Raw genomic sequence first — 23,436 nt, 5'->3', positions numbered from 1 at the left:
GCCGGTGCATCGACCGGCGACATGAGGAGGACAGGATGACGAGTTTCAAGGCCCTTTGGGTGACCGAAAGCAGCCCGGGGGTGTTCGACCAGGCAGTGGTCGAGCGGCGCATCGAGGACCTGCCGCCGGGCGAGGTGCTGATCCGCGTGCGCTGGTCCTCGCTCAACTACAAGGACGCGCTGTCGGCCAGCGGCAACCGCGCGGTGACCCGCGAGTATCCGCACACCCCCGGCATCGACGCCGCCGGCGAGGTGGTCGAATGCTCCACCGGCGAATTCCAGCCGGGCGAAGAGGTGTTGGTCACCGGTTACGACCTGGGCGCCAACCACGCCGGGGGGCTCGCCCAGTACGTGCGCGTGCCGGCCGCCTGGGTGCTGCGCCGTCCCGAAGGGCTGTCCCTGCGCGAGGCCATGCTGCTCGGTACCGCCGGGCTGACCGCCGGACTGTGCATCGACAAGCTGCAGCGCATGGGCCTGGATGCCGCGGCCGGCCCGGTGCTGGTCACCGGCGCCTGCGGCGGAGTGGGCAGCGTCGCGGTGCTGCTGCTGACCCGGCTGGGCTATACCGTGGCGGCGTCCACCGGCAAGCTGGAGCAGGCCGAGTTCCTGCACCGCCTGGGCGCCCAGCAGATCATCGACCGCACCCTGCTGCGCGACGGCACCGACAAGCCGCTGCTGAAGATGCGCTGGGCCGGCGCGGTGGACACCGTGGGCGGCGACATCCTGTTCAACGTGGTCAAGTCGCTGCAGTACGGCGCCAGCGTGACCTGCTGCGGGCTGACCGCCAGTGCGGCGATGAGCCGCGCCTCGGTGCTGCCGTTCATCCTGCGCGGGGTCAACCTGCTCGGCGTCGACTCGGTGGAGCTGCCGCTGGCCACCAAGGCGGCCATGTGGGAAAAGCTGGCCGGCCCCTGGAGACTCGACAATCTCGAGCTGGTCTGCCACGAGATCGGCCTGGAGGAACTGCCCGACGCGGTCTACCGGATCCTCGCCGGGCGCATGGTGGGGCGCACGCTGGTGCGCATCGACTGAATTCCGAGGATTACCGCGCCACAAACAGGAAGCCCCGCATATGCGGGGCTCCCTGTTTTCAGCGGGCTGAAACTCAGCGGCGGCGGAACAGCGGCAGCGGCTGGTCGACCCCGGTCTGGTAGGTCACCGAGAAGTCCGACAGGCCCTTGAGCGCGTCGTACGGGTCGCGGTCCGGGCGCACGGCGAAGGCGTCGAAGCCGCAGCGGTGCATGAAGAACAGCTGGTCGCGCAGCACGTCGCCGATGGCGCGGATCTCGCCCTTGTAGCCGTAGCGCTCGCGCAGCAGGCGGGCGCTGGAGAAGTGGCGGCCGTCGGTGAACGCCGGGAAGTCGAGGGCGATGACCTGGAAGTGCTTCAGGTCGTCGACGATGTCCTCGATCTGTTCGTGGCTCTGCAGCCACACGCCCAGGCCGCCGTCGCGCACCTTGAGGGCGTGGCTGGATTCCAGCCACAGGCCCAGCGGCACGATCAGGTCGTCGCTGTTGGAGATGCCGTCGAGGGTGGCGTCGACCGGCAGCAGGTGCCAGCGCTCGTCGATGACCTCGCCGTTCTTAATGATTCTTTGCATAGACGCGTTCCTTGAAGGGATCGATGCCGATACGGCGGAAGGTCTCGATGAAGCGCTCGTCTTCATGGCGTTGCTCGACGTAGACATTGATGATCTTCTCGATCACGTCGGCCATGTCGTCCTGGGCGAAGGACGGGCCGAGGATCTGGCCGAGGCTGGCGTTGCGCCCGGCTTCGCCACCCATCGACACCTGGTAGAACTCCTCGCCCTTCTTGTCGACGCCGAGGATGCCGATGTTGCCGATGTGGTGGTGACCGCAGGCGTTCATGCAGCCGGAGATGTTCAGGTCGATCTCGCCGAGGTCGAACAGGTAGTCGAGGTCGTCGAAGCGGCGCTGGATGGCCTCGGCGATCGGGATCGACTTGGCGTTGGCCAGCGAGCAGAAGTCGCCGCCGGGGCAGCAGATGATGTCGGTCAAGAGGCCGATGTTCGGGGTGGCCAGACCCAGCTCGCGCAGCTCGTTCCACAGGGCGAACAGCTTGGACTGCTCGACGTCGGCGAGGATGATGTTCTGCTCGTGGCTGGTGCGCGCCTCGCCGAAGCTGTAGCGCTCGGCCAGGTCGGCGATGGCGTCGAGCTGCTTGTCGGTGACGTCGCCGGGGGCGATGCCGGTCGGCTTGAGCGACAGGGTGACGGCGGCGTAGCCCGGCTTCTTGTGGGCGACCACGTTGCGCGAACGCCAGCGGGCGAAGCCCGGGTGCTCGGCGTCCAGGGCGGCGAGGGCGGCGCTCTGGTCTGCCTGGGCCTGGTAGGCCGGGTCGACGAAGTGCGCTGCGACGCGGTCCAGCTCTTCCCGGGTGAGGGTGGCCGGGCCGTCCTTGAGGTGCGCCCACTCGGCGGCGACGCGCTCGGCGAACACTTCCGGGGTCAGTGCCTTGACCAGGATCTTGATGCGCGCCTTGTACTTGTTGTCACGGCGACCGTAACGGTTGTACACGCGCAGGATGGCTTCCAGGTAGGTCAGCAGGTGCTGCCAGGGCAGGAACTCGTTGATGAAGCTGCCGACGATCGGGGTGCGGCCGAGGCCGCCGCCGACCAGCACGCGGAAGCCCAGTTCGCCGGCCTCGTTGTGCACCGGCTCCAGGCCGATGTCGTGCACCTCGATGGCGGCACGGTCGGCGGCCGAGCCGTTCACCGCGATCTTGAACTTGCGCGGCAGGTGGGCGAATTCCGGGTGGAAGGTGGCCCACTGGCGGATGATCTCGCACCACGGACGCGGGTCGATCACCTCGTCGGCGGCGACGCCGGCGAACTGGTCGGTGGTGACGTTGCGGATGCAGTTGCCGCTGGTCTGGATGGCGTGCATCTGCACGCTGGCCAGTTCGGCGAGCATGTCCGGCACGTCTTCCAGCTTCGGCCAGTTGTACTGCACGTTCTGGCGGGTGCTGATGTGCGCGTAGCCCTTGTCGTAGTCGCGGGCCAGCTTGGCCAGCATGCGCAGCTGCGGCGCGGAGAGCAGGCCGTAGGGCACGCAGACGCGCAGCATGGGCGCGTGGCGCTGCACATACAGGCCGTTCTGCAGGCGCAGCGGGCGGAATTCCTCCTCGCCCAGTTCGCCGGCCAGGTAGCGTTCGGTCTGGCCGCGGAACTGCGCGACGCGCTCCTCGATGATCCTCTGATCGTATTCGTCGTATACGTACATGTAATTCTCTGCTCTCAGGCTGTCGGCGGCGCCGTGCGGGCTGGACAAGGCGTTTCTGCTGCGCACACGGCTGCGCACTCCGATGGAGTGGCGGCACGATAGCAGCTCGTGCTTATGCAACAAAGTGAAGAATAACTATATGTACATAACCTTAATAGATAAGGCCGGGTCCGAACCGTGGCTTGCGCGCGATCGCCTCACGGCTGGCAGCTTGCCGAGGCGCTGTTCACCCGGTTGCGTCCCTCGCGCTTGGCCCGGTACAGGGCCTGGTCGGCCAGCTGCAGCACGCCGTCGACCTCGTGTGCGCTGTCCGGCCAATGGGCGACGCCGACGGAGAGGGTGAAGCGGATGCCGTCCGGCGCCGTGGCGGATTCGGTCCGCTGGCGCAGGCGTTCGGCGACCTGGCAGGCGGAGTCCAGGCTGGTGCCCGGCAGCAGCATGACGAACTCCTCGCCGCCCGAGCGGCAGAGGACGTCGTCGCGGCGCGAGCAGTCGCGCATCAGCTGGGCGAAATGGCGGATCGCCCGGTCGCCGGCTTCATGGCCGTGGTTGTCGTTGATCAGCTTGAAGTGATCGATGTCGAGGGCCAGCACGGCGAAGGGCTGTCCGCCGCGCACCCACTGTTCCAGGGCAACCTGCAGGCCGCGGCGGTTGAGCAGGCCGCTGAGCGGGTCGGTGAGGGTGTCGAGGTTGAGCTGGCCGATCTTCTGCTGCAGCAGGGCCAGGCCGGCGAGCAGGGCGCGCTTGAGCTGGGCCGCCTCGAAGTACCAGGAGCGTACCCGGTGGATCTGCTCGCTGGCGGTCGGCGAGTCCAGATGCTGGGCGGTGTTGGCCAGCTGGCGCAGGGGCTGGGAGACCATCCGTGCCAGCCCCCAGATGGCCAGCAGGCTGAGCAGCGAGAAGGGCACGGCATTGCTCAGCACCCCCAGCATCAGGCTCCGCAGCTTGGCCATGACGCTGGCGGTGGGGCGCTGGGCGACTATGCCCCAGCCGGTGCTGGGCACGGGCGCGTAGCCGGCCAGCATGTCCACGCCGCGCGAGTTGATCAGTTGGCGGCTGCCGTCCTGCCCGCGGATCACGTCCTCGATCACCGGGTTGCCGTGCACCACCTCGCCGATCCGCGCGGCTTCCGGGTGGTAGAGCAGGCGGCGGCCGCGGTCGATCACGTACAGGTAGGAGCCGTCCTTGTAGTGGTGCTCGCCGAGCAGGGTGTTGAGGATGTTGTGCTGCTGCAGGTAGATGCTGCCGCCGACGTAGCCGAGGTAGTTGCCCTGGCGGTCGTGGATCGGCTGGGAAATGAACACCACCAGGTTGCCCAGGGCGGAAATGTAGGGGGCGCTGATCAGCGGCCGGCGCTCGCTCAGCGCCTGCAGGGCGCCGTGGCTCTGCACGGTCTTGCCCACCTGCTGCAGGGTCTGCGGCGAGGAAGCCAGTACCTTGCCGCTTGCATCCACCACGAATACCGAGTTGAAGCTGGCCGTCTGCAGGCGCAGGCGGTCGACCTCCCGGTTCAGGCGCTCCTCGTCCTGCATCTGCCCGGGCAGCAGGCTGGCGCTGTAGGCCAGTTGCTGGCGGGTGCCGGCGAGGAAGTGCTCGGTGCTTGCGGCCAGCTTGACGGCATAGACGCGGTTGGACTCCAGGCTTTCCTGGATCAGCAGGTCCTGCTGCACCAGGTAGCTGGCATAGAAGGTATTGGCGAGGGTGAGCAGTGCCGTGGCAAGGGTGAGCAGCAGGATCAGGCGGCGCAGATCGAGACGCAGCAGGGATCGGAGGGAAGGCATTGCGGCGCCGGCGAAGTCAATCCATGGAAAGCGTGCGACCTTATCACATCGGCGTCCCTTCCCCCAGTAGCACCCGCAGCCGATCAGGCTGCGCCGGCGATGACCACCCGGTTGCGCCCCTGGTGCTTGGCCGCGTAGAGCGCCTGGTCGGCCTTCTTCAGCACCGTCTCGGTGCCGTTGCGGCTGTCGGGGCAATGGGCGACGCCGAGGGAAATGGTCACCGTGGTGCCGTCCGGACTCGGGCTGTCGGCCACGCACTGGCGCAGCCGCTCGGCCACGCCGCAGGCGTCGACCAGGGTGGTGCGGGGCAGCAGCATGACGAATTCCTCGCCGCCGAAGCGGCACAGCACGTCGGCCTGGCGGGCGATCTGCTGCATCAACTGGGCGAGGTGGCGCAGCAGCTGGTCGCCGACATCGTGACCGAAGCGGTCGTTGACCTCCTTGAAGTGGTCGATGTCGATGGCGATCACCGCATAGGCATGGCCGCTGAGCTGCCACTGTTCGAGGGCGAGCTGCATGCCGCGGCGGTTGAGCAGCCCTGTCAGCGGGTCGGTGATCGAGTCGAGGTTGAGCTGGCCGATCTTCAGGCTGAACTGTGCCAGCCCCGCCAGCAGGGCCTGCTTGAGCTGGCCTGCCTCGTAGTACCAGGCGCGCACCTGGCGGATCTGCTCGCCCGCCGCCTGCGAGTCGAGGTGGCGGGCGTTGCTGGCCAGTTGCCAGAGCGGCCGGGCGATCAGCCGCGACAGCCACCACAGCCCCAGCAGGGTGAGCAGCGAGACCGGGATCGCGTTGCCCAGGATGCCGAGCATCATCTCGTTGAGCTCGGCCAGGGCGGCCTGGGTCGGCCGCTGGGCGACTATGCCCCAGCCTGTGCTGGGCACCGGCGCATAGCCGGCCAGCATGTCGACGCCGTGGCGGCTGATCACCCGACGGCTGCCGCTCTCGCCGCGGATCACCGCCTCCAGCGCCGGATCGGAGCGCATGGTTTCGCCCACCCGCTCCGAGTCGCGGTGATAGAGGACCTGCCCGTGGCGGTCGACCACGTACAGGTAGGAGCCATCGCGGTAGAAGTGCTCGCCGAGCAGGGCGCCGAGCACGCTCTCCTCGCGCAGGTAGATGGCGCCGCCGACATAGCCGCGGTAGTGGCCGTCGCTGCTGTGGATCGGATGGCTGATGGCGATGATCAGCCGGCCGCTGGCCGACATGAAGGGCCGGCTCACCAGCGGCTCGCGCTTTTCCAGTGCCTCGCGGGCACCGTCGCTGTCGATGCTGACGCCCACGCCGTGCAGGGTCGGGGGGGAGACGGCGAGCAGGGTGCGGTCGTCGCGGACGATGAAGGTGGAGTTGAAGCTGTCGGTCTGCAGCCGCAGGCGCTCGGCCTCCATGGCCAGCTGCTGCGGCTGGTCGAGCTGCGGCGCCAGGTGGGTGGCGCTGTAGGCCAGCTGCTGGCGTGCCGCCGCGAGCAGGCTTTCGGTACTCTCGGCGAGCTTGCTGGCGTAGACCCGGTTGGCCTCCAGGGTCTGGCGGATCAGCAGGACGCGCTGCGCCTGATAGCTGGCATAGAAGGTATTGGCCAGCGTCAGCAGGGCGGTCGTCACGGCCAGGAGCAGAATCAGGCGACGCAGATCGATCCTGAACTCGGTGGAGAGGTGCATGTCGTGACGCCGCCAGGTTCGTGAGCTGATGTCTGTCGCAAAGCCTAGCATGGCCGCGGCGAGGCGGCGGGAAATGGCTGCTGGCAGAATGCTGGCAGCGGCCTTGAGCGCCGGCCGGCAGTGGTCTTGACTCAGGAGGAGCAGACCCACGGGGGGAATCGATGATGAACGAGCACGACAGCCACGACCGCGCCGACAGCAAGGCCGACGCCCGGGCCGCACTGGCCCTGATCCTGATCGCGGTGAGCACCGCGCTGATGTGGGTCAGCCAGCAGTGACCCGGGATACCGGGGCCGGCTAGCCGGCCCCGGCGAGGTTCAGCACCAGGCGCACCACGCCGAACAGCAGCAGCACGAACAGCAGGGTGAACAGCAGGCCGAGCAGGATGAAGTGACTGGGCTTGCCACGGCTGAAGTCGCGCTGGCGGTTGCGATTGCTCTGCACGCCGAAGGCGGCGGCCAGCACGCTCTGCAGCATCTGGCGCAGGCCGAGCGGGCGCTCGTGCTGCTTGTCGGTGGGCTTGTCGGGCTGGTTCATGGCCACCTCTCTCGCGGGGTCTGCAGCAAGCTTCGTGCGCATTCCCGGGCTGCGCAAGTCGCCCTACAGCTGGATGCGCGCCCAGGCGCGGCGCTGCCACATCAGGCCGAACACCGCCGACACCAGGCCGCGCTGCAGGATGTACAGGCTCCAGATCGCCAGCAGGCCGTAGCCGAGCACGGGGCCGAGCAGGTAGGTCAGCGGCAGCAGCACCAGCCACTGGTTGCCCAGGCTGATCGCCATCACCGTGCGGCTGGCGCCGGCGCCGAGCAGCGCCTGGGTCAGCACCAGGGTGCCGGCGTCCAGCACCATGCCCAGCCCGGTCAGGCGCAGCGGCAAGGTGCCCAGCTCGATCAGCGCCGGATCGGTGACGAACAGGCCGAGGATCGCCTCGGGGCACAGCCAGAACGGCACGCCCAGCAGGGCCAGGCCGAAGGCGGCGATGCGCACCACCTCCCAGCCCCAGCGGTGCGCCGCCTCCACGTCGCCCTCGCCGAGGCTGTGGCTGACCAGGGTGGTGGCCGCCATGCCCAGGCCGATGGCCGGCAGGATCAGCAGCAGGGTCAGGTTGATCAGCACGTGGGCCACCGCCAGCTCGGCGGTGCCGATCTGCGCGATGATCCAGAACAGGATGGTGATGCCGGTGGCGAACAGGAACTGGTGCAGCGAGTTGGGCAGCGCCAGGCGCAGCAGCACGCGCAGCTCCATGGCCGGCGGGCGCTGGCGCAGGAAGCCGCCGCCGCGCGCCACCCGCCAGGTCTGCACGGCGTAGACCAGCGAGCCGAGCCAGAGGGCGATGCAGGTGCCCAGCCCGGAGCCCTCGGCGCCGAGGGCCGGCAGGCCGAGCCGGCCGTGGATCAGGCAGTAGCTGAGCGCGGCGTTGAACAGGTGCATGCCGAGCAGGATGCGCATGTACATGCCCGAGCGGTGGCTGCCGTTCCAGAAGCCGCGGAAGGCGAAGTTCAGGCCGACCGCGGCGACCGCCAGCACCCGCCACTGGAAGTAGTCTTGGCCGATGGCGGCCACCGCCGGGTCGTCGGCCAGCAGGTCGATGATCCAGGGCGCGGCCCACCAGCACAGCAGCCCCAGCGGCAGGCCGACCAGCAGGGCGAGCAGCAGGCCGGCGTTGAGCGGGCTGGCCACTTCGGCCAGGCGTCCTTCGCCGCGGCGGCGCGCCACCAGCGCCTGCACGCCGGAGCCCAGGCCCATGACCAGGGCGATGACCATGAAGTTGGCGTAGCTGCCGATGCCGACCCCGGCCAGCGCCGTTTCGCCCAGGTGGCCGACCATCGCCGCATCCACCAGGTTGATCAGGCTCTGGCTGAGCATGCCGCCGATGATCGGCAGGCCGAGGACGAGGATCTGGCGCAGGCGCTGGGGCTCGGGCATGGAGGAGCGGGTCTCGGAAGGCGGGGCGGGCATTCTAACCCGGAAACTCCCCCCGCCAGGCGAGTGGGCCTGTGCCTTGCCGTTCCGCTCGGTTGCCTGGTCCATGGCGGGCTGCCGGGCGGCTACGACTGGCGGTGGCCTTCGGCGTGCTGCGCAGCGTGGTCGGTGCGCGCCGCCATGATGAAGTCGTTGCGGTGCAGGCCGCCGATCTTGTGGGTCCACCAGGTCACCGTGACCTTGCCCCACTCGGTGAGCAGCGCCGGGTGGTGGCCCTCCATCTCGGCGAGGGCGCCGACTGCGTTGGTGAAGTTCAGCGCGCGCTGGAAGTCGGGGAAGGCGAACACCTTCTCCAGCTGCATGACGCCGTCGCGCACCTCGATGCTCCAGTCGGGGATCTCGTGGATCAGCTCGGCCAGCTCGCTCTCGGAAACCTGTGGGGCATCGGCGCGGCAGGCCTCGCAGTGGGCTTGGGACAGGCTGTTCATGGCGGGCACCTCTGCTCTCGGAGGGTGGGGCTCCCGGTCCGTAGGGGCGAATTCATTCGCCTTGGCGGGGCATTTGGGCGAATGAATTCGCCCCCACAGCGGATTGGTCAGCTCGGATGCCAGTCACGCAATCGCCCTGGGACGGCGTCCGGTATTCGGCCAGTATAGTCCGGCCGCCTCTGTAATCCCGCCGCCCAGGCGCTACACTGCGCGGCCCGCGTTGCGCTGCCCATGGATGCCCCGATGTCCCTGACCGATTTCCTGCTCTTCGGCCTGCCTGCCGTCCTGCTCACCGGCCTGTCCAAGGGCGGCTTCGGCGGCGCCCTCGGTGGCATCGCCGTGCCGCTGCTGGCGCTGGGCCTGGCGCCGACCCAGGCGGCGGCGGTGATGCTGCCGATCCTCTGCGTCGCCGACCTGGTCGGCCTGCGCGCCTACTACGGCAAGTGGGATCTGGCCAACCTGAGGATCATGCTGCCGGGGGCGCTGGTCGGCGTGCTGATCGGCTCGCTGACCTTCGAGTTGCTCAACGAGCGGGTGATCGGCCTGCTGATCGGCGGCATCGCCGTGGCCTTCGTGCTGGCCAACCTGCTCAGGCCGGCGCAGCCGCGCCCCGGCCTGCCGCCGCCGAAGGGCAAGGGCACCCTGCTGTCCACCCTGGCCGGCTTCACCAGCTTCGTCGCCCACGCCGGCGGCCCGCCGATCATGATGCACCTGCTGCCGCAGCAGCTGGACAAGGTGCGCTACGTGGCCACCATCAACGTCTTCTTCCTGCTCACCAACGCGGTCAAGCTGGTGCCCTATGCCTGGCTGGGCCAGTTCAGCCGGGACAACCTGCTGATCAGCCTGAGCCTGGCGCCCTTCGTGCCGCTGGGCGTGTGGGCCGGGCTGTGGCTGCAGGACAAGGTCAACCACCTGTGGTTCTACCGCATCGCCCGCGCCGGCATGCTGCTGGCCGGCATCCAGCTGCTGGTCAGGCACTGGTAGCCGGCGGCTCCCCCTGCAGGGCGGCGAGTATCTCGGCGAAGTCCGGCCGCTCGCCGACCCACGGGCTCAGGCAGCGCTCGCTCAGCCCGGCCAGCGCGTGCCGGCGCTCGGGCTGCCGCTCCTCGGGGCAGCGCTGCAGCAGCTCCTCCAGCAGATGGCCGAAGGCGCGCGCCTCGATGCGCTGCAGGGCCCGGCCCTGGGCGCTGGCGGGATCGAAGAAGGAGGCGGCGCCGAAGTCGCCGAGCAGGCAGGCGCCGGCCGGGTCGACCAGCAGGTTGTGGGCGTACAGGTCGCCGTGCAGGATGCCGCGCCCGTGCAGGTGGGCGACCGCCGCGGCCGCGCCGCGGGCGATGCGCAGCGCCTCGTCGAGGTCGAAGCGGCGCTCGCTCGGGTAGCAGTCGCGGGTGCAGTTGGCCAGCGACGGCGGCCCGGCCAGCGGCCGGAAGGCCGGGTCGATCAGTTCCAGCAGCAGTCCGGGCGCGGCGCCGGCCTGCTCGGCCAGCGGGCCGGCGACGCCGATCAGGTTGGGATGCGCGCCGGCGGCCAGGCAGGCGGCCATCTCGCTGTGCGCCAGGCCGTCGCTGGTGACGTGGCCCTTGAACAGCTTGGCGGCCATCGGCTGCGCCGTCTCGCCGTCGAGGCGCCACTCGGCGCGCTGGATGATCCCCGAGGCACCCTGGCCGAGCACCTCGCCCAGTGCGATGCTCTCGCGGGCGATCGGCGGCAGCGGATGCTCGGCCAGCACCTGCGCTTCGCGCGCGTCGCTGCACGGGTTGCCGGCGAAGGCCAGCCAGGCCAGGCGCGGCAGCTCGGTGAGCCAGCCGGGCAGGCTGTCCAGGCGGTTGGCGGAAATGCGCAGCAGCTCGAGGCGCTGCAGGTCGGCCAGGCTGTCCGGCAGCGCGGTCAGGCGGTTGCCGGCCAGCGCCATCTTCTGCAGGCGCTGGCAGTTGCCCAGCTCGGCTGGCAGGCGCTCCAGGGCGTTGTCGGTGAGGATCAGCCAGCGCAGCCGGGCGGGCAGCGCGGCCGCCGGCAGCTCGCGGATCCGGCAGGCCTTGAAGCCGACCATCTCCAGCTGGGCGCAGGCGCCGAGAACTTCCGGCACCTGCTCGAAGGGGTTGTCCGAGCAGAACAGGATGCGCAGCTTGCCCAGCCGCGGCAGCCAGTCCGGAAGATGGCGCAGGCGGTTGCCGGAGAGGTTGAGCACCTCGAGGCTGTCGGCGAGGGCGAGGATTTCGTCGGGAAGCTCGGTCAGCCCGGCGGACAGGTCGAGGCGGCGGGCGCCGGCCAGTTCGCCGCGGCGCAGTTGTTCGAGAGTGTGCATGGGAAGCTCAGTCGTTCTTCAGGCCCTGCCGGCGGGCGGCGAGGCGGACGAGGATGCCCTGGGTGATGGGGATGATGACGAACACCATGCCGGCGATCATCTGCGGCACGATGATCGCCGCCACCTGCCACTCGGGGCGGCCGGCGATCACCGGCCGCCACAGCTTGAGCAGCAGGGTGATCAGCAGCCAGGCCGGCAGCAGGATGGCGGCGGCCAGTCTGGCGCGGGCGAGGAAGATGTGCACGCTCAGATCGCCCGCTCGAAGTAGGTGGCGGTCTCGGTGAGGCGGGCGACCTCGTCGACGTAGGCGCGCACCGCCGGCGGGAAGGCGAGATCCCTGACCATGCTCAGGTTGCGCAGGCCGGGGTAGAGCAGCACGTCGTCCCAGCCCAGGGTGCCGCCGTGGGCGCTGGGCAGCGGCAGGGGCGGCAGGCTGGCCAGCATCGCCTCGACCGCGGCCTTGTGCTCGGCGGTTTCCGCCAGGGCCTGGCTGAATGGGCGCTGGATGATCTGCTCCTTCTTGGCCTGGAAGTAGTCGCGCGCCGCCGCCGTGGCGAACTCCGGCAGGTCCAGGGCGATGTCGCGGGGGAACAGCAGGCACCAGATGGCCAGGCGCACCTGGTTCATGTGCTCCTGGATCGGCAGGTAGTCGCCGTGCGGGCGGATCGGCCGCGCCGGATCGCCCAGTTCGTCCAGCCTGCGGGCGATGTCCAGGCTCTCGCCCATGGCGCGGCCGTCGTCGAACTGCAGGATCGGCACCTGCTTGGCGCCGATCAGCGCGAAGCAGCTCGCCTCGTCATCGTTGAGCAGGTAGACCTGCTCGACCGGCACCTGCTTGTAGTGGGCGACCATCTCGGCGCGCACGCAGAAGGGACAGTGGTCGTACAGATAGAGCTTCATGCAGCCTCCTCGGTCTGGGCAGGCTGCAGAGTTTAACCGTTCGACCCGCGCCCGAGCCTCTCCATGTTGTGCTTGATCACCTCCCGCACCGCGGCGGTCATCACCCCGGTGGAGATTCCCAGCATCAGCACGCCGTTGCCGGCCTCGAGGGCGCCGAGCAGGCGCCAGCGCTCGGAGAGGACGATGTCGCCATAGCCGAGGGTGGCGAAGGTCACCCCCGAGTAGTAGATCGACGTGGCGAACGCGTCGAACTCGCCAAGCAGCATGAACAGGCCAGCCCACAGAGCGATCTGCACGAAGTAGCCGAGCATCATCAGCAGCATCACCAGGCCCAGCACCAGGCAGTCCCACAGCAGGGTCTGGTCGCCTGCGCCAGCCTTGCCGGTGCGGCTGTAGTAGCTCACGTAGTAGCGCAGGCACACGACCACGATGTAGGCCTCCATGAGCAGGCACAGCAGCATGGCGGGAATGCCGACCAGCAGGTTGAGCAGCATGGTGATCTCCTCAGCAGCCGGGCTGGCGCAGGCGGCCCTGGCGGTAGCGGTCGAGCAGGTAGACCATCAGCCAGGCGTACAGGCTGATGGCGACGAACAGGCCCATGCGCAGGGCGAAGGCGCCATAGACGTCCTTGCCGTTGGCGCTGTCCTCGACCGACAGGCCGAGCAGGATGAGCATGGTCACCAGGCCGTTCAGCCAGAAGCCGGGGCTCAGCCGGGTCGGCGTGAGGCCGTAGAGTCTGCGCGCCACCAGCAGGCCGAACAGCAGCATCCACAGGAAGAACATCCACAGGTGCACGAACAGGCCGAGCGCCCACCAGAACAGCACGGCCATGAGGCCGCCGAGCAGGGTCGAGCCGATCAGCTCGCGTGCGGCGTCGCGCGCCGTGGCGCTGCAGCTCTGCTGGCCGAGGCCGACCGCCTTGAGGATGATCGCCATGTAGCCGGCCGGGTCGATCAGCGCCAGCAGCCAGGCCGGCAGCACCACCAGGGCGGCGCGCAGCGCCACCCAGTTGGCCTCCGCGGCGGGCAGGCGCGGCTCGGTCGGCGGCGGTCGGGCGCCGGCCGGCTCGGGAAACAGCCAGTGGCCGACGGGCAGCACCAGTACGGCGAGCAGCAGGCCCTGCGCCAGGGCGGCGATGACCATCAGCGCCAGGCCGAAGTCGGTGGTGCCGGCGGCCGAGATCATGGTCAGGCCGACGGTGAGGAAGGTGGTGAGCAGGGCGTTGCCGCCGCCCAGGCCATGGCGGAAGGCCAGGAACAGGCACAGGCCGACCAGCAGTACGCCGCTGAACGGGGCATGGCGCAGCAGGGGGATCAGCATCAGGCCGCTGCCGGTGGTCAGGATCACCACCAGCGTCAGGCCCAGCCCGGCCTTGGGCGACAGCGGGCGGTCGAGCCGGGCGAACAGGAACAGGGCGAACAGCGGGGCAACGAACGGCAGCGGCAGCCCCAGGGCGTAGCTCGCCGCCAGGCACAGCGCGGTGCCGCTGGCCAGGCGCAGCGCGCGCTGGGCGCGGGGCCTGCGCTCAGTAGCCATAGGACAGCCAGCTCATCAGGTAGAGGAACAGGCGGCCGAGCGGGTTGAGCGGGTTGCCCTGCGTCGGGAACGCCATCACGTCGGCCTGGCCGCCGACGCGGATGCCGCGCAGGCCGGCCAGCCTGGCCACCTCGCCCGGGGCGAACTCGACGATCACCGGGAAGCGCTGCGCCGGACGCAGCCAGTCGCGGCTGTTCTCCACCTTGGGCAGGGTGCCGGGCGCGGTGCTCTGGCCGACGCTGACGCCGAAGCCGACGCTGCGCACCCTGCCGGCGAACACCTCGCCGGGCAGCACGTCCAGCACGATGGCCACGGGGGTGTCCGGCACGATCCGGCCGAGGTTGTTCTCGGTCATTTCCGCATTGATCCACACGTCCTGGATGGTGATCAGGGTCATCACCGGGTTGCCCGCCACGGCGAACTGGCCGACATCGGTGCGCAGGTCGGTGATCATGCCGGCCGAGAGCGCGCGTACCCGGGTATTGGCGAGATCCAGCTCGGCCTTCTCCACGGCGGCGGCGGCGCTGCGCAGCAGGGCGTTCTGCTCGTCGCTGCCGCCCTGCTGCTCGCGCGCCCGCTGCACCTCGGCGCGCGCCGCGGCGACCTGGCTGATGGCCTGCACGTGGGTGGCCCGCGACACCTCTAGGCGGCGCAGGGAAATGGTGCCGGGGTCCTCGCGGTACAGCCGCTCGAGACGATCCCGGTCCTGCTGCGACTTGAGCTGGTTGGCCTCGGCGGCGCGCAGCGAGGCCTGTGCCGAGTCGATGCCGGCGGTGCTGGCGGCGATCTGCCGGCGGGTCGACTCGAGGTCGGCACGCGTCCGTTCCACGGCGATCTGGTACTGCCCGGGGTCCACTTCGAAGAGTACTTCGCCGGCCTCGACCATCTGGTTGTCGCGCACCCGCACCCGGGTCACCCGACCGGCCACCTCGGCGGCCACCGGCACCACGAAGGCCTGCACCCGCGCCTGCTGCGTGTAGGGGGTGAAGCGGTCGGCCAGCAGGTACCAGAGCAGGCTGAGCAGGATCACCCCGAGCACGCCCTTCACGCCGCGGGAGACCGGGTCGGCGGGCGGCGGGGCAGGCGGGGCCGCAGGGGCGGGCGGCGTCTCGTCACTCATCTTCGCGCTCCTCGTCGGGTGGCGGAGGTTCGTCCAGCAGATCGCCCCAGTCGGTGCGGCGCTGCATCTGCATGCGGCTGGCCTCATCGATCCGCGGCCGGGTGCTGTGCCAGCCGCCGCCGAGGGCCTTGTACAGGGCGATCAGGCTGCTCACCGCGCTGTTGCGGGTGACCAGGTAGCCGTCCTGCTGGACCAGCAGGGCCCGCTGGGCATCCAGCACACGCTGGAAGTCGGCGTAGCCTTCGCGGTACTGGGCGCTGGCCAGGGTCAGCGAGCGTTCGGCGGAGACCGCCGCCTCGCGCAGGATACGTTCGCGCTCCAGCGCCTTGCTCAGGCCGCGGGCGGCATCGTCGGCCTCGCGTGCCGCCTGGCGCACGCTGTCGCGGTAGACCTCGATCAGCTGCTGCAGGCGGGCGTCCTGCACGCGCACGTTGTTGCTGATGCGCCCGTAGTCAAGGATGTTCCAGCGCAGGCTGGGGCCGCCGACCATATCGAGGGTGTCGGGTGCGCCATCCAGCGAGCTGGTCGACCAGACGATGCTGCCCAGCAGGCTCAGCGAGGGGTACAGATCGCTCTTGGCCACGCCGATCAGCGCCGATTGGGCGGCGACGTTCAGCTCGGCGGCGCGGATGTCCGGGCGGCGGCGCAGCAGGTCGGCCGGCACGTCCTGCAGCACGGCGCGGTCGAGCAGCGGAATCAGGCCTTCCCGTTCGGCCAGCTCCGGCAGCGGCCCGGGCGGGCGGCCGAGCAGCACGGCCAGGGCGTTGCGGGTGCGTGCCACCTGGTCCTCGAACTCGGGGATGCTGCTCAGGGTGCCCAGGTACTGGGTCTTGGCCTGTTGCAGGTCCAGCTCGTCGCTCTCGCCGCTGGCGAACAGGCGCTCGGTGATCTCGAAGCTGCGCTTCTGCTGCTCGGCGTTGCGGCGGGCGACGCGCAGGCGCGCCTCTGTGGTGCGCAGGGCGAAGTAGGTCTCCGCGACCTGGGCGCGCAGCAGCACCAGCACGTCCTCGTAGTTGGCCTCGGCGGCGAAGTAGGCGGCGTCGGCCGACTCGATGGCGCGGCTGAAGCGCCCCCAGAAGTCCAGCTCCCAGCCGATGTCCAGGCCCAGGCTGTGCTGCCAGAAGCGGCTGTCCTGCGGGTTGCGGCCGCCGGACTGGTTGCGGTCGAGGTAGATGCTGTCGGCGCTGGCCTGCTGCAGCTGCGGGTAGCGGCCGCTCCGGGCGATGCCCAGCTGGGCGCGCGCCTCCATCACCCGCAGGCCGGCGATCCGCAGGCCGGCGTTGTGGGCATCGGCCTCGGCGATCAGGCGGTCGAGCAGCGGATCGTCGAACACCCGCCACCACTCGCGGATGTCGGCCTCCGGCCGCTGCTGGCTGGCCTGCTCGATGGCCGGGCTGCGCCACTGCCCGAGCCAGGCCTCGCCGGGCGGCTGGAAGTCCGGCCCCAGGCGCACGCAGCCGCTCAGGCCGAGTGCGCCGAGCAGCAGCCAGCGAGCGCGGGCCATGGGCTCAGGACTGCTTGTCGGCACCGGGCTGGTCCCTGACCCACTGCCAGAACAGCTGGTAGCCGACTGCCAGGACCACCGGACCGATGAACAGGCCGATGACGCCATTGGTGACCATGCCGCCCAGGGCGCCGATCAGCACCACCGGCATCGGCACATCGACACCCCGGCCGAGCATCAGCGGCTTGAGCACGTTGTCGGCCAGGCCGGCGATGAACACGTAGATGGCGAAGACGATGGTCGCAGTGCTGGCGCCCTCGGTGGTGAAGACGAAGGCGATCACCGGAATGGTGATCAGGGTGGCCGGCAGCTGCATGATGCCGAGCAGCAGCACCGCCAGGGCCAGCAGGCCGGCGCCGGGAATGCCCTTGAGCACGAAGGCGACGCCGATCAGCAGCATCTGGATGAAGGCGATGCCGACCACGCCCTGGGCCACCGCGCGGATGGTGGCGGTGCACAGTTCGGTGATCTTCGGCCCCTTTTCCGGGCCGGAAAGCCGTGTGGCGATCTCCACCGCGCTGCGGCTGCCGCTCTCGCTGTAGGCCATGAAGATGCCCGCGATGACCAGGGCGACGATGAACACCAGCAGGCCCATGCCGAGGCCGGCGAGCTTGCCGAGCAGGGCGAGCACCAGCTCCTTGATCTGCGGGGTGAACTTCTGCGCCACGCCGGACAGATCGGTGGAAGCCTGCAGCCAGAAGGCATACAGCGGCTTGCCCACCAGCGGCCAGCCGGCGACCGACTCGGCAGGGGGGCGGATATGCACGTTGCCGCTCCTGACCATGGTCAGGGCATTTTCCACCGAGTCGGCCAGCGAGGAGCCCAGCAGGTAGATCGGCACCATGAGGATGGCGATGGCGACCACTACGATCAGCGTCGCGGTGCGGCCGTCGCTGTTGCCCAGCCTGCCCTTGAGCCGGCGATGCAGCGGATAGAGGGTGATCGCCATGATCAGCGACCAGAGCATCAGGTTGAGGAAGGGGTGAAAGATCTGGAAGCAGAACATCACCAGCACGGCGATCAGCCCGGCACGGATCAGGACATCGAGCAGGCCGCGCGACAGGGCCTTGTCGGAAGGGAAGCTGGGCAGCATCGCTGGACTCCTCGCGGGGCACGGCATCGGTAAGCCCAGCATAGACACTGCGACCGGAGGGAAGGGGGCGTGCCGGCACGGCGGTGCCCGCCCACAGCTGGCGAGGGCGGCGGCATCGCTGCAGCGAAGGCGTGCGTCGGGTTGTTGGCGGCCGAGTCTCTTCTATGCTTGTCCATGCTTGGCTTGAGTGGATTTCCGACGACCTGCAGCGGGTCGCCGGGAGCCGCTCTGCGGTAGCCGGCGACCTGGAGCGTCAAGGCCTCGCTTGCCGGTGCTGCAGTCTGCCGATTGCCGCTGTTCCGGCGCTCGCGCCGCGCTTCCGGATAACGACATTCCTGCCGCGATCCGCCCCGCGGCCAAGCGTCCCAGAGGAGCCGCTCGATGAGTCTCTCGCCAACCCCGTTGCCGCCGGCCCTGGCGCAGCGCTATCCGGTGCTGGTCGCCGCGCAGATCCAGGGGCACGAGGACAGCTACGTCGCCCAGAGCGCCCGGGCGGTCGCCCTGGCGCTGGAGGGCTACGGCCTGCGCGTGCAACTGGTCGGCGCCCTCGACGATGTGGAGGCGGCATTCCGCGCCGATCCCGGGTTTTCCTGCGTGATCCTCGGCTGGGGACTGTGCGAGCAGGACCTGGCCAGGGCAATGAGCATCATCCGCCTGATTCGCAAGCGCACCGCGCAGCTGCCGATCATGCTCGGCATGGCTCATGCGCACCGCGGCCGGGTGCCGCTGGAGTTCGTCGAGAACATCGACGGTTTCATCTGGCAGCCGGAGGACAGTCCCGAGTTCCTCGCCGGGCGCATCGCTGCCGCCGCGCACCGCTACCTGGATACCATCCTGCCGCCGTTCTTCGGCGCGCTGGTCAACTTCGCCGACACCCACGAATACTCCTGGCACACCCCGGGCCATACCGGCGGCACCGCCTTCATGAAGACCGCGGTGGGGCGCAGCTTCCTCGACTTCTACGGCGAGCAGATGCTGCGCTCCGACCTCAGTGTGTCGGTCGGCGAGCTGGGCTCGCTCAACGACCACTCCGGGCCGGTGGCCGCGGCCGAACGCTACGCCGCGCGGGTGTTCGGCGCCGACTACACCTTCTTCTCGGTCGGCGGCAGCTCGGCCAGCAACCAGATCATCCTGCACTCGGCGGTGACCGACGGCGACCTGGTGCTGGTCGACCGCAACTGCCACAAGTCGCTGAACTACGCGCTCAACCAGTCCGGTGCGGTGCCGCTGTACCTGCGCCCGCGGCGCAACGCACGCGGCCTGATCGGCCCGGTGCCGCAGGGCGAACTGACCCCCGAGGCGGTGGCGAAGAAGATCGCCGAGAGCCCGCTGGCGCGCGACAAGCAGGCTCGCCCGGTGCTGGCGGTGCTGACCAACTCCACCTACGACGGCCTCTGCTACAACGTGCGGACCACCACCGGCGAGTTGAGCCGCAGCGTCGACCGCATCCACTACGACGAGGCCTGGTACGCCTACGCGCGCTTCAACGCGCTGTACGAGGGGCGCTACGGCATGCACCGCGGCGAGCGCCACGCCGACGACGCCACGGTGACCGTGACCCACTCCACCCACAAGCTGCTCGCCGCGCTGTCGCAGGCGTCGATGATCCACATCCGCTCGGGCAAGGTGCCGGTCGAGCCGGCGCTGTTCAACGAGGCGTTCATGATGCACACCTCGACCTCGCCGCAGTACAGCATCATCGCCTCCACCGACGTTTCCGCGAAGATGATGGACGATGCCGGCGAGTATCTCACCGAGGAGTCGATCGGCGAGGCCATCGCCTTCCGCCAGGCCATGGTGCGCCTGGGCAACGACATGCGCATGCGCGATGCGCATGACTGGTGGTTCGGCGTCTGGCAGCCCGATGTGGTGGATGGCGTGCCTTTCGGCGACATCGACCCGCAACGCCTGCATCACGGCGATGCCTGGGTGCTCAGGCCCGGCGCCAGCTGGCACGGCTTCGGCGACCTCGGCGCCGACTACTGCATGCTCGACCCGATCAAGGTCACCGTGCTGACCCCGGGCATGAGCCTGGAAGGGCAGATGCAGGGCAGCGGCATTCCGGCGCCGCTGGTGTCGCGCTTCCTGTCCAGCCGCGGCATCGTGGTGGAGAAGACCGAGCCGTACTCGATCCTGCTGCTGTTCAGCGTCGGCGTGACCCGCGGCAAGTGGGGGTCGCTGGTCGCCGGCCTGATGGAGTTCAAGCGCCACTACGACGCCAACACGCCGCTGGAGCAGGTGCTGCCCGAGCTGCCGGGCAGCTACCCGGAACGCTACGCCGGCATGGGCCTGCGCGACCTGGCGGAGGCGATGCACCAGGACATGCTGGCCACCCGGATGCTGCACAACATGGATGCCGCCTTCACCCTGCTGCCCGACCCGGTGTCCTCGCCGCGCGACACCTACGCCCGGCTGGTGCGCGGCGAGGTCGAGCAGATCCCGGTGCGCGACATGCAGGACCGCACCGTCGCCGTGCAGCTGGTGCCGTATCCGCCGGGCATCCCGCTGATGATGCCGGGCGAGAAGGCCGGCGCCGACAAGCGCGCCGTCATCGATTACCTGCTGGCGATGGAGGTGTTCGACGGGCATTTCCCCGGTTTCGAGCACGACAACCACGGCGTCGAGATCCACCGCGACACCCAGGGGCAGCCGGTCTACATGATCTACGTCGTCAAACGGTAACCGATCAGCCCGGGCCGGCGGCGCGCTGCAGGCCGCCGGGGGCAGGGCCGGCGTCGCACATTGCGCGAGGAGTCTCGAATGGCTGATTCAAGCAAGAAGATGGGCCTGTTCGGCCTCACCACCCTGGTGGCGGTCAACATGATGGGCTCGGGCATCATCATGCTGCCGGCGAACATGGCGCAGCTGGGCGCCGTGTCGCTGCTGTCGTGGATCATCACCGCGGTCGGCTCCATGGCCATCGCCTACTGCTTCGCCCAGTGCGGCATCTACTGCAACCGCTCCGGCGGCATGTCGGCCTACAGCGAGGAGGCGCACGGCAAGTCGGAATTCTTCCTCTGCTCGTTCCTCTACTTCCTGTCGCTGGCGATCGGCAACGTGGCGATCGGCATTTCCGCGGTGGGCTACCTGACCTCGTTCATCCCCTGGCTGGGCAGCGGCGCCATCCCGCTGTGCATCGGCACCATCGCCCTGCTGTGGATCACCACCTTCGCCAACTTCGGCGGGCCGAGCATCACCGGCAAGATCGGCACGGTGACGGTGTGGGGGGTGATCATCCCGGTGGCCGGCCTCAGCGTGATCGGCTGGTTCTGGTTCAAGCCGGAGGTGTTCGCCGCCGCCTGGAACCCCAACAACATCGCGGTCAGCGACGCCATCACCCAGAGCATCCCGCTGACCCTGTGGGCCTTCCTCGGCATGGAGTCGGCGGCGCAGAGCTCCGACGCGGTGGAGGATCCCAAGCGCAACGTGCCGCTGGCCTGCCTGTTCGGCACCCTCGGCGCCGCGGTGGTCTACGTGCTGTCGACCACGGTGATCCAGGGCATCGTGCCCAACGCCGAGCTGGCCAACTCCTCGGCGCCGTTCGCCTACGTCTACGCGCAGATGTTCAACCCGCTGGTCGGCAACATCATCATGGCGCTGGCGGTGATGGCCTGCATCGGCTCGCTGCTCGGCTGGCAGTTCACCCTGGCGCAGACCGCCAAGATGACCGCCGACCAGGGCATGTTCCCCAGGCTGTTCTCCAGGGTCACCGCCGCCGATGCGCCGATCATCGGCATGCTGGTCTGCGGCGTGATCCAGACCCTGATGGCGCTGTCGACCATCTCGCCCAATGCCAGCGAGCAGTTCGGCAAGCTGGTCAGCCTGGCGGCGGTGACCAACCTGATTCCCTACGTCACCGCGCTCACCGGCCTGCTGGTGATCATGCACAAGTCCAACGTCAGTGGCGCGGTGTACAGCCGCAACGTGGCGTCGCTGCTGATCGCCATGGCGTACTCGTACTACGCCATCTATGCCTCCGGCAAGGATGCGGTGTTCGGCGCCCTGATCGTGATGGCGATCGGCTATCTGCTCTACGGCTTCATCGCCAAGAACTTCGTCGAAGAGCGTCCGGCGGCCATGGCCACCAGGGCCTGAGCGCCATCTCCGGGATTGCCATGACCTCCGAATGTAGGGACCAGGACATGAACATGAAGCCACACAAATCAGTCAGTCTGCTGCTCGCCGGCCTGCTCGCGCTGCTGCCGATGCTGGCGGGCGCCCAGACGCTCGAGCGCGTGCGTGCCAGCAATGCGCTCACCCTGGGCTATCTGCCCGACCTCGCGCCGTTCAGCAGCGAGGAGAGCGGCAAGCCCGGCGGCTATGCCATCGACCTGTGCCTGAAGGTCGCCGACGCCGTGAAAACCGGGCTGGGGCTGAGCGACATGCAGGTGCGCTACCGGGCGGTCAGTGGCGAGCATGCCATCGCCGCCATCACTTCGGGAACGATCGACATCCTCTGCAGCCCGACGCCGGAAACCCTGGAGCGGCGCAAGTCGGTGAGCTACTCGCGGCCGGTGTACACCGCCGGTCTCTCCGCCCTGGTCCGCAAGGACGCGCCGCCGTCGCTGGTCAACGCGCTCAATGGCGAGGCGGTGCACAGCGGGCCGACCTGGCGGGCCACCATCAACCAGGGGCTGGCCAACCACACCTTCGCGACCATCGAGGGCGGGGTCACCGAGGACTGGGTGCGCGACAAGATGCGCAAGCTCGGGGTGATCGCCACCCTGGTCACGGTCGGCAGCCACGAGCAGGGCATGCAGATGGTGGCCGCGGGCAAGGTCGATGCGTTCTTCGCCGAGCGCATGCTGCTGCAGCATGGCCTGAGCAAGGCCGAGGGCGCGGCGGGGATGACGGTGCTGGACCGCATCTTCGAGATCGCCCCGGTATCCATGGCCATGGCGCGCAGCGACGAGGATTTCCGCCTGCTGGTGGATACCGTGCTCAGCGAGATGTACCGCACGGGCGAGCTCGAGCAGTTGCACACCCGCTACTTCGGCGCGCCCGGCGAGATGCTCAAGATCCTCTCGCGCGTCTATGCATTGCCCTAGCAGCCGTGGTTTCCAGTGATTCCGATGGCGCCCCGATGCGCTCATCGACCGACCCGTCAAGGCACAGGAGAAACACATGAAGCGCTCCACTATCGTTCTCACCGGGCTGGTACTTTCGGCACTGCTGCTCGGCGGCTGCGCGTCGCAAGTCACCAAGCCGGAGCAGTATTCCGGGTTCCTGTCGGATTACTCGCGGCTGCAGCCGGCCACGTCGGCCACGGGGCAGCCGGTCATGCGCTGGATGGCGCCGGGCGTCAGGCTGGACAACTACCGGCACGTGATCGTGCAGTCGATCGGTTTCTATCCTGCGCCGACCCCGTCCGAACAGATCGGCGCCAAGGCGCTGGCTGACCTGCAGGCGTACGCCGCCCAGCAGGTCAAGACTGCCTTCGGCAGGCGCTTCCAGGTGCACGACCCGGCCAGCACGCCGCAGGGCTCGCTGCCGCGCGGGCAGACCCTGGTGCTGCGCGCCGCCATCACCGGCGTGGATACCAAGGCCGAAGGACTCAAACCCTACGAGGTGATCCCGATCGCCCTGGTCACCGCCGCCGCGACGACGGCGGCCGGTGCGCGCGACCGCACCACCGAGCTGTTCGTCGAAGCCGAGCTGATCGACGCCAGCACCGGCCAGCCGGTGCTGCAGGTGGTGCGCAAGGGCTACGGCAAGGAGCTGGAAAACAAGGAGGAGCAGGTGACCCTGAGCACGCTCAAGGGCGTGATCGACGGCATCGTGCGCGATATCGAGAAGTTCGAGTAGCGCCCTGTGGCCGTGCGTGATCGAGCCGCCCCGTGACGACCGTTGATGGACGACGCCATGTCAGAAAAAATCAGTCAACGCCAGC

21 protein-coding genes are annotated in these 23,436 nt (G+C 69.2%); 6 read left to right on the top strand and 15 right to left on the bottom strand.

From position 1 onward, the window contains the following. Positions 1-35 precede the first annotated feature (35 nt). Positions 36-1,031, top strand: a complete 996-nt coding sequence (locus SK095_RS04630; protein ID WP_136488637.1) for a YhdH/YhfP family quinone oxidoreductase — start codon at positions 36-38, stop codon at positions 1,029-1,031. Positions 1,032-1,104: 73 nt separating this feature from the next. Here the strand turns inward: SK095_RS04630 and SK095_RS04625 are convergent, their stop codons facing one another. From SK095_RS04625 to SK095_RS04595, 7 genes are all read right to left on the bottom strand, one after another. Next, complete coding sequence (locus SK095_RS04625) at positions 1,105-1,599, bottom strand: DUF934 domain-containing protein (protein WP_136488635.1); 495 nt, start codon at positions 1,597-1,599, stop codon at positions 1,105-1,107. Continuing rightward, on the bottom strand, positions 1,583-3,241 hold the full coding sequence (locus tag SK095_RS04620; protein ID WP_320548047.1) for a nitrite/sulfite reductase: 1,659 nt from the start codon (positions 3,239-3,241) through the stop codon (positions 1,583-1,585). Before SK095_RS04620 ends, SK095_RS04625 begins: the two co-directional genes overlap by 17 nt. Positions 3,242-3,438: 197 nt before the next feature. After that, positions 3,439-5,022, bottom strand: a complete 1,584-nt coding sequence (locus SK095_RS04615) for a sensor domain-containing diguanylate cyclase (RefSeq protein WP_320548046.1) — start codon at positions 5,020-5,022, stop codon at positions 3,439-3,441. 83 nt (positions 5,023-5,105) lie between these two features. Continuing rightward, complete coding sequence (locus SK095_RS04610) at positions 5,106-6,677, bottom strand: sensor domain-containing diguanylate cyclase (RefSeq protein WP_320548045.1); 1,572 nt, start codon at positions 6,675-6,677, stop codon at positions 5,106-5,108. Between the two features lie 297 nt (positions 6,678-6,974). After that, complete coding sequence (locus tag SK095_RS04605; RefSeq protein ID WP_320548044.1) at positions 6,975-7,214, bottom strand: DUF2970 domain-containing protein; 240 nt, start codon at positions 7,212-7,214, stop codon at positions 6,975-6,977. A 63-nt stretch (positions 7,215-7,277) separates the two neighbouring features. Further along, positions 7,278-8,603, bottom strand: coding sequence for an MATE family efflux transporter (locus SK095_RS04600; protein WP_136488631.1), 1,326 nt, complete (start codon positions 8,601-8,603; stop codon positions 7,278-7,280). 122 nt (positions 8,604-8,725) lie between these two features. Further along, positions 8,726-9,088, bottom strand: coding sequence for a 4a-hydroxytetrahydrobiopterin dehydratase (locus SK095_RS04595; RefSeq protein ID WP_320548043.1), 363 nt, complete (start codon positions 9,086-9,088; stop codon positions 8,726-8,728). Between the two features lie 243 nt (positions 9,089-9,331). On the opposite strand from SK095_RS04595, the gene SK095_RS04590 reads away from it, so the two are divergent. Beyond that, positions 9,332-10,072 (top strand): sulfite exporter TauE/SafE family protein, encoded by a 741-nt coding sequence (locus tag SK095_RS04590; RefSeq protein WP_320548042.1) that lies wholly within the window; start codon positions 9,332-9,334, stop codon positions 10,070-10,072. On the opposite strand, the gene SK095_RS04585 is transcribed toward SK095_RS04590, so the two are convergent. From SK095_RS04585 to SK095_RS04550, 8 genes are read right to left on the bottom strand one after another with little or no spacing between them, the layout of a single operon-like run. Beyond that, the gene (locus SK095_RS04585; RefSeq protein WP_320548041.1) at positions 10,059-11,393 is read right to left on the bottom strand and encodes a leucine-rich repeat-containing protein kinase family protein; all 1,335 of its coding nucleotides are present in this window, start codon (positions 11,391-11,393) and stop codon (positions 10,059-10,061) included. The genes SK095_RS04590 and SK095_RS04585 overlap by 14 nt on opposite strands. 7 nt (positions 11,394-11,400) lie before the next feature. After that, entirely contained in the window at positions 11,401-11,637 is a 237-nt protein-coding gene (locus SK095_RS04580) for a hypothetical protein (RefSeq protein WP_136488627.1), read from the bottom strand. Between the two features lie 2 nt (positions 11,638-11,639). Further along, the gene (grxB, locus tag SK095_RS04575; RefSeq protein WP_320548040.1) at positions 11,640-12,293 is read right to left on the bottom strand and encodes a glutaredoxin 2; all 654 of its coding nucleotides are present in this window, start codon (positions 12,291-12,293) and stop codon (positions 11,640-11,642) included. Between the two features lie 32 nt (positions 12,294-12,325). Beyond that, a complete protein-coding gene (locus SK095_RS04570; RefSeq protein WP_320548039.1) occupies positions 12,326-12,787 on the bottom strand; it encodes a potassium channel family protein in 462 nt (153 codons plus the stop codon). 10 nt (positions 12,788-12,797) lie between these two features. Further along, positions 12,798-13,829: a DUF2955 domain-containing protein gene (locus SK095_RS04565; RefSeq protein WP_320548038.1), complete on the bottom strand. Its 1,032-nt coding sequence runs from the start codon at positions 13,827-13,829 to the stop codon at positions 12,798-12,800. Then, positions 13,819-14,949, bottom strand: coding sequence for an HlyD family secretion protein (locus tag SK095_RS04560; protein ID WP_320548037.1), 1,131 nt, complete (start codon positions 14,947-14,949; stop codon positions 13,819-13,821). Before SK095_RS04560 ends, SK095_RS04565 begins: the two co-directional genes overlap by 11 nt. Continuing rightward, a complete protein-coding gene (locus SK095_RS04555; protein ID WP_320548036.1) occupies positions 14,942-16,453 on the bottom strand; it encodes an efflux transporter outer membrane subunit in 1,512 nt (503 codons plus the stop codon). Before SK095_RS04555 ends, SK095_RS04560 begins: the two co-directional genes overlap by 8 nt. Before the next feature lie 4 nt (positions 16,454-16,457). Beyond that, complete coding sequence (locus SK095_RS04550) at positions 16,458-17,546, bottom strand: AI-2E family transporter (RefSeq protein WP_320548035.1); 1,089 nt, start codon at positions 17,544-17,546, stop codon at positions 16,458-16,460. Between the two features lie 381 nt (positions 17,547-17,927). Between SK095_RS04550 and SK095_RS04545 the strand changes: the two genes are divergently transcribed. From SK095_RS04545 to SK095_RS04530, 4 genes are all read left to right on the top strand, one after another. Next, positions 17,928-20,228 carry an Orn/Lys/Arg decarboxylase N-terminal domain-containing protein gene (locus SK095_RS04545; protein ID WP_320548034.1) on the top strand — a complete coding sequence of 767 codons (2,301 nt, stop codon included), beginning with the start codon at positions 17,928-17,930 and terminating at the stop codon, positions 20,226-20,228. Between the two features lie 78 nt (positions 20,229-20,306). Then, positions 20,307-21,641 (top strand): putrescine-ornithine antiporter, encoded by a 1,335-nt coding sequence (potE, locus tag SK095_RS04540; protein ID WP_320548033.1) that lies wholly within the window; start codon positions 20,307-20,309, stop codon positions 21,639-21,641. Positions 21,642-21,688: 47 nt separating this feature from the next. After that, positions 21,689-22,594, top strand: coding sequence for an amino acid ABC transporter substrate-binding protein (locus tag SK095_RS04535; protein ID WP_136488618.1), 906 nt, complete (start codon positions 21,689-21,691; stop codon positions 22,592-22,594). A 76-nt stretch (positions 22,595-22,670) separates the two neighbouring features. Then, the gene (locus SK095_RS04530) at positions 22,671-23,351 is read left to right on the top strand and encodes a DUF3313 domain-containing protein (RefSeq protein ID WP_320548032.1); all 681 of its coding nucleotides are present in this window, start codon (positions 22,671-22,673) and stop codon (positions 23,349-23,351) included. Positions 23,352-23,436 lie beyond the last annotated feature (85 nt).

The sequence above is a fragment of the Pseudomonas sp. AN-1 genome, from assembly GCF_034057115.1.
Classification (GTDB): domain Bacteria; phylum Pseudomonadota; class Gammaproteobacteria; order Pseudomonadales; family Pseudomonadaceae; genus Geopseudomonas.
The sequence above is the reverse complement of the archived record's forward strand: the minus strand, read 5'-3'. Positions and strand labels throughout refer to the sequence as shown.

What these genes read in the sequence shown, in the direction of transcription:
- SK095_RS04630 (WP_136488637.1), top strand. Translation starts at nt 36, where the DNA reads ATGACGAGTTTCAAGGCCCTTTGGGTGACCGAAAGCAGCCCGGGGGTG.
- SK095_RS04625 (WP_136488635.1), bottom strand. Translation starts at nt 1,599, where the DNA reads ATGCAAAGAATCATTAAGAACGGCGAGGTCATCGACGAGCGCTGGCAC.
- SK095_RS04620 (WP_320548047.1), bottom strand. Translation starts at nt 3,241, where the DNA reads ATGTACGTATACGACGAATACGATCAGAGGATCATCGAGGAGCGCGTC.
- SK095_RS04615 (WP_320548046.1), bottom strand. Translation starts at nt 5,022, where the DNA reads ATGCCTTCCCTCCGATCCCTGCTGCGTCTCGATCTGCGCCGCCTGATC.
- SK095_RS04610 (WP_320548045.1), bottom strand. Translation starts at nt 6,677, where the DNA reads ATGCACCTCTCCACCGAGTTCAGGATCGATCTGCGTCGCCTGATTCTG.
- SK095_RS04605 (WP_320548044.1), bottom strand. Translation starts at nt 7,214, where the DNA reads ATGAACCAGCCCGACAAGCCCACCGACAAGCAGCACGAGCGCCCGCTC.
- SK095_RS04600 (WP_136488631.1), bottom strand. Translation starts at nt 8,603, where the DNA reads ATGCCCGAGCCCCAGCGCCTGCGCCAGATCCTCGTCCTCGGCCTGCCG.
- SK095_RS04595 (WP_320548043.1), bottom strand. Translation starts at nt 9,088, where the DNA reads ATGAACAGCCTGTCCCAAGCCCACTGCGAGGCCTGCCGCGCCGATGCC.
- SK095_RS04590 (WP_320548042.1), top strand. Translation starts at nt 9,332, where the DNA reads ATGTCCCTGACCGATTTCCTGCTCTTCGGCCTGCCTGCCGTCCTGCTC.
- SK095_RS04585 (WP_320548041.1), bottom strand. Translation starts at nt 11,393, where the DNA reads ATGCACACTCTCGAACAACTGCGCCGCGGCGAACTGGCCGGCGCCCGC.
- grxB (WP_320548040.1), bottom strand. Translation starts at nt 12,293, where the DNA reads ATGAAGCTCTATCTGTACGACCACTGTCCCTTCTGCGTGCGCGCCGAG.
- SK095_RS04570 (WP_320548039.1), bottom strand. Translation starts at nt 12,787, where the DNA reads ATGCTGCTCAACCTGCTGGTCGGCATTCCCGCCATGCTGCTGTGCCTG.
- SK095_RS04565 (WP_320548038.1), bottom strand. Translation starts at nt 13,829, where the DNA reads ATGGCTACTGAGCGCAGGCCCCGCGCCCAGCGCGCGCTGCGCCTGGCC.
- SK095_RS04560 (WP_320548037.1), bottom strand. Translation starts at nt 14,949, where the DNA reads ATGAGTGACGAGACGCCGCCCGCCCCTGCGGCCCCGCCTGCCCCGCCG.
- SK095_RS04555 (WP_320548036.1), bottom strand. Translation starts at nt 16,453, where the DNA reads ATGGCCCGCGCTCGCTGGCTGCTGCTCGGCGCACTCGGCCTGAGCGGC.
- SK095_RS04550 (WP_320548035.1), bottom strand. Translation starts at nt 17,546, where the DNA reads ATGCTGCCCAGCTTCCCTTCCGACAAGGCCCTGTCGCGCGGCCTGCTC.
- SK095_RS04545 (WP_320548034.1), top strand. Translation starts at nt 17,928, where the DNA reads ATGAGTCTCTCGCCAACCCCGTTGCCGCCGGCCCTGGCGCAGCGCTAT.
- potE (WP_320548033.1), top strand. Translation starts at nt 20,307, where the DNA reads ATGGCTGATTCAAGCAAGAAGATGGGCCTGTTCGGCCTCACCACCCTG.
- SK095_RS04535 (WP_136488618.1), top strand. Translation starts at nt 21,689, where the DNA reads ATGAACATGAAGCCACACAAATCAGTCAGTCTGCTGCTCGCCGGCCTG.
- SK095_RS04530 (WP_320548032.1), top strand. Translation starts at nt 22,671, where the DNA reads ATGAAGCGCTCCACTATCGTTCTCACCGGGCTGGTACTTTCGGCACTG.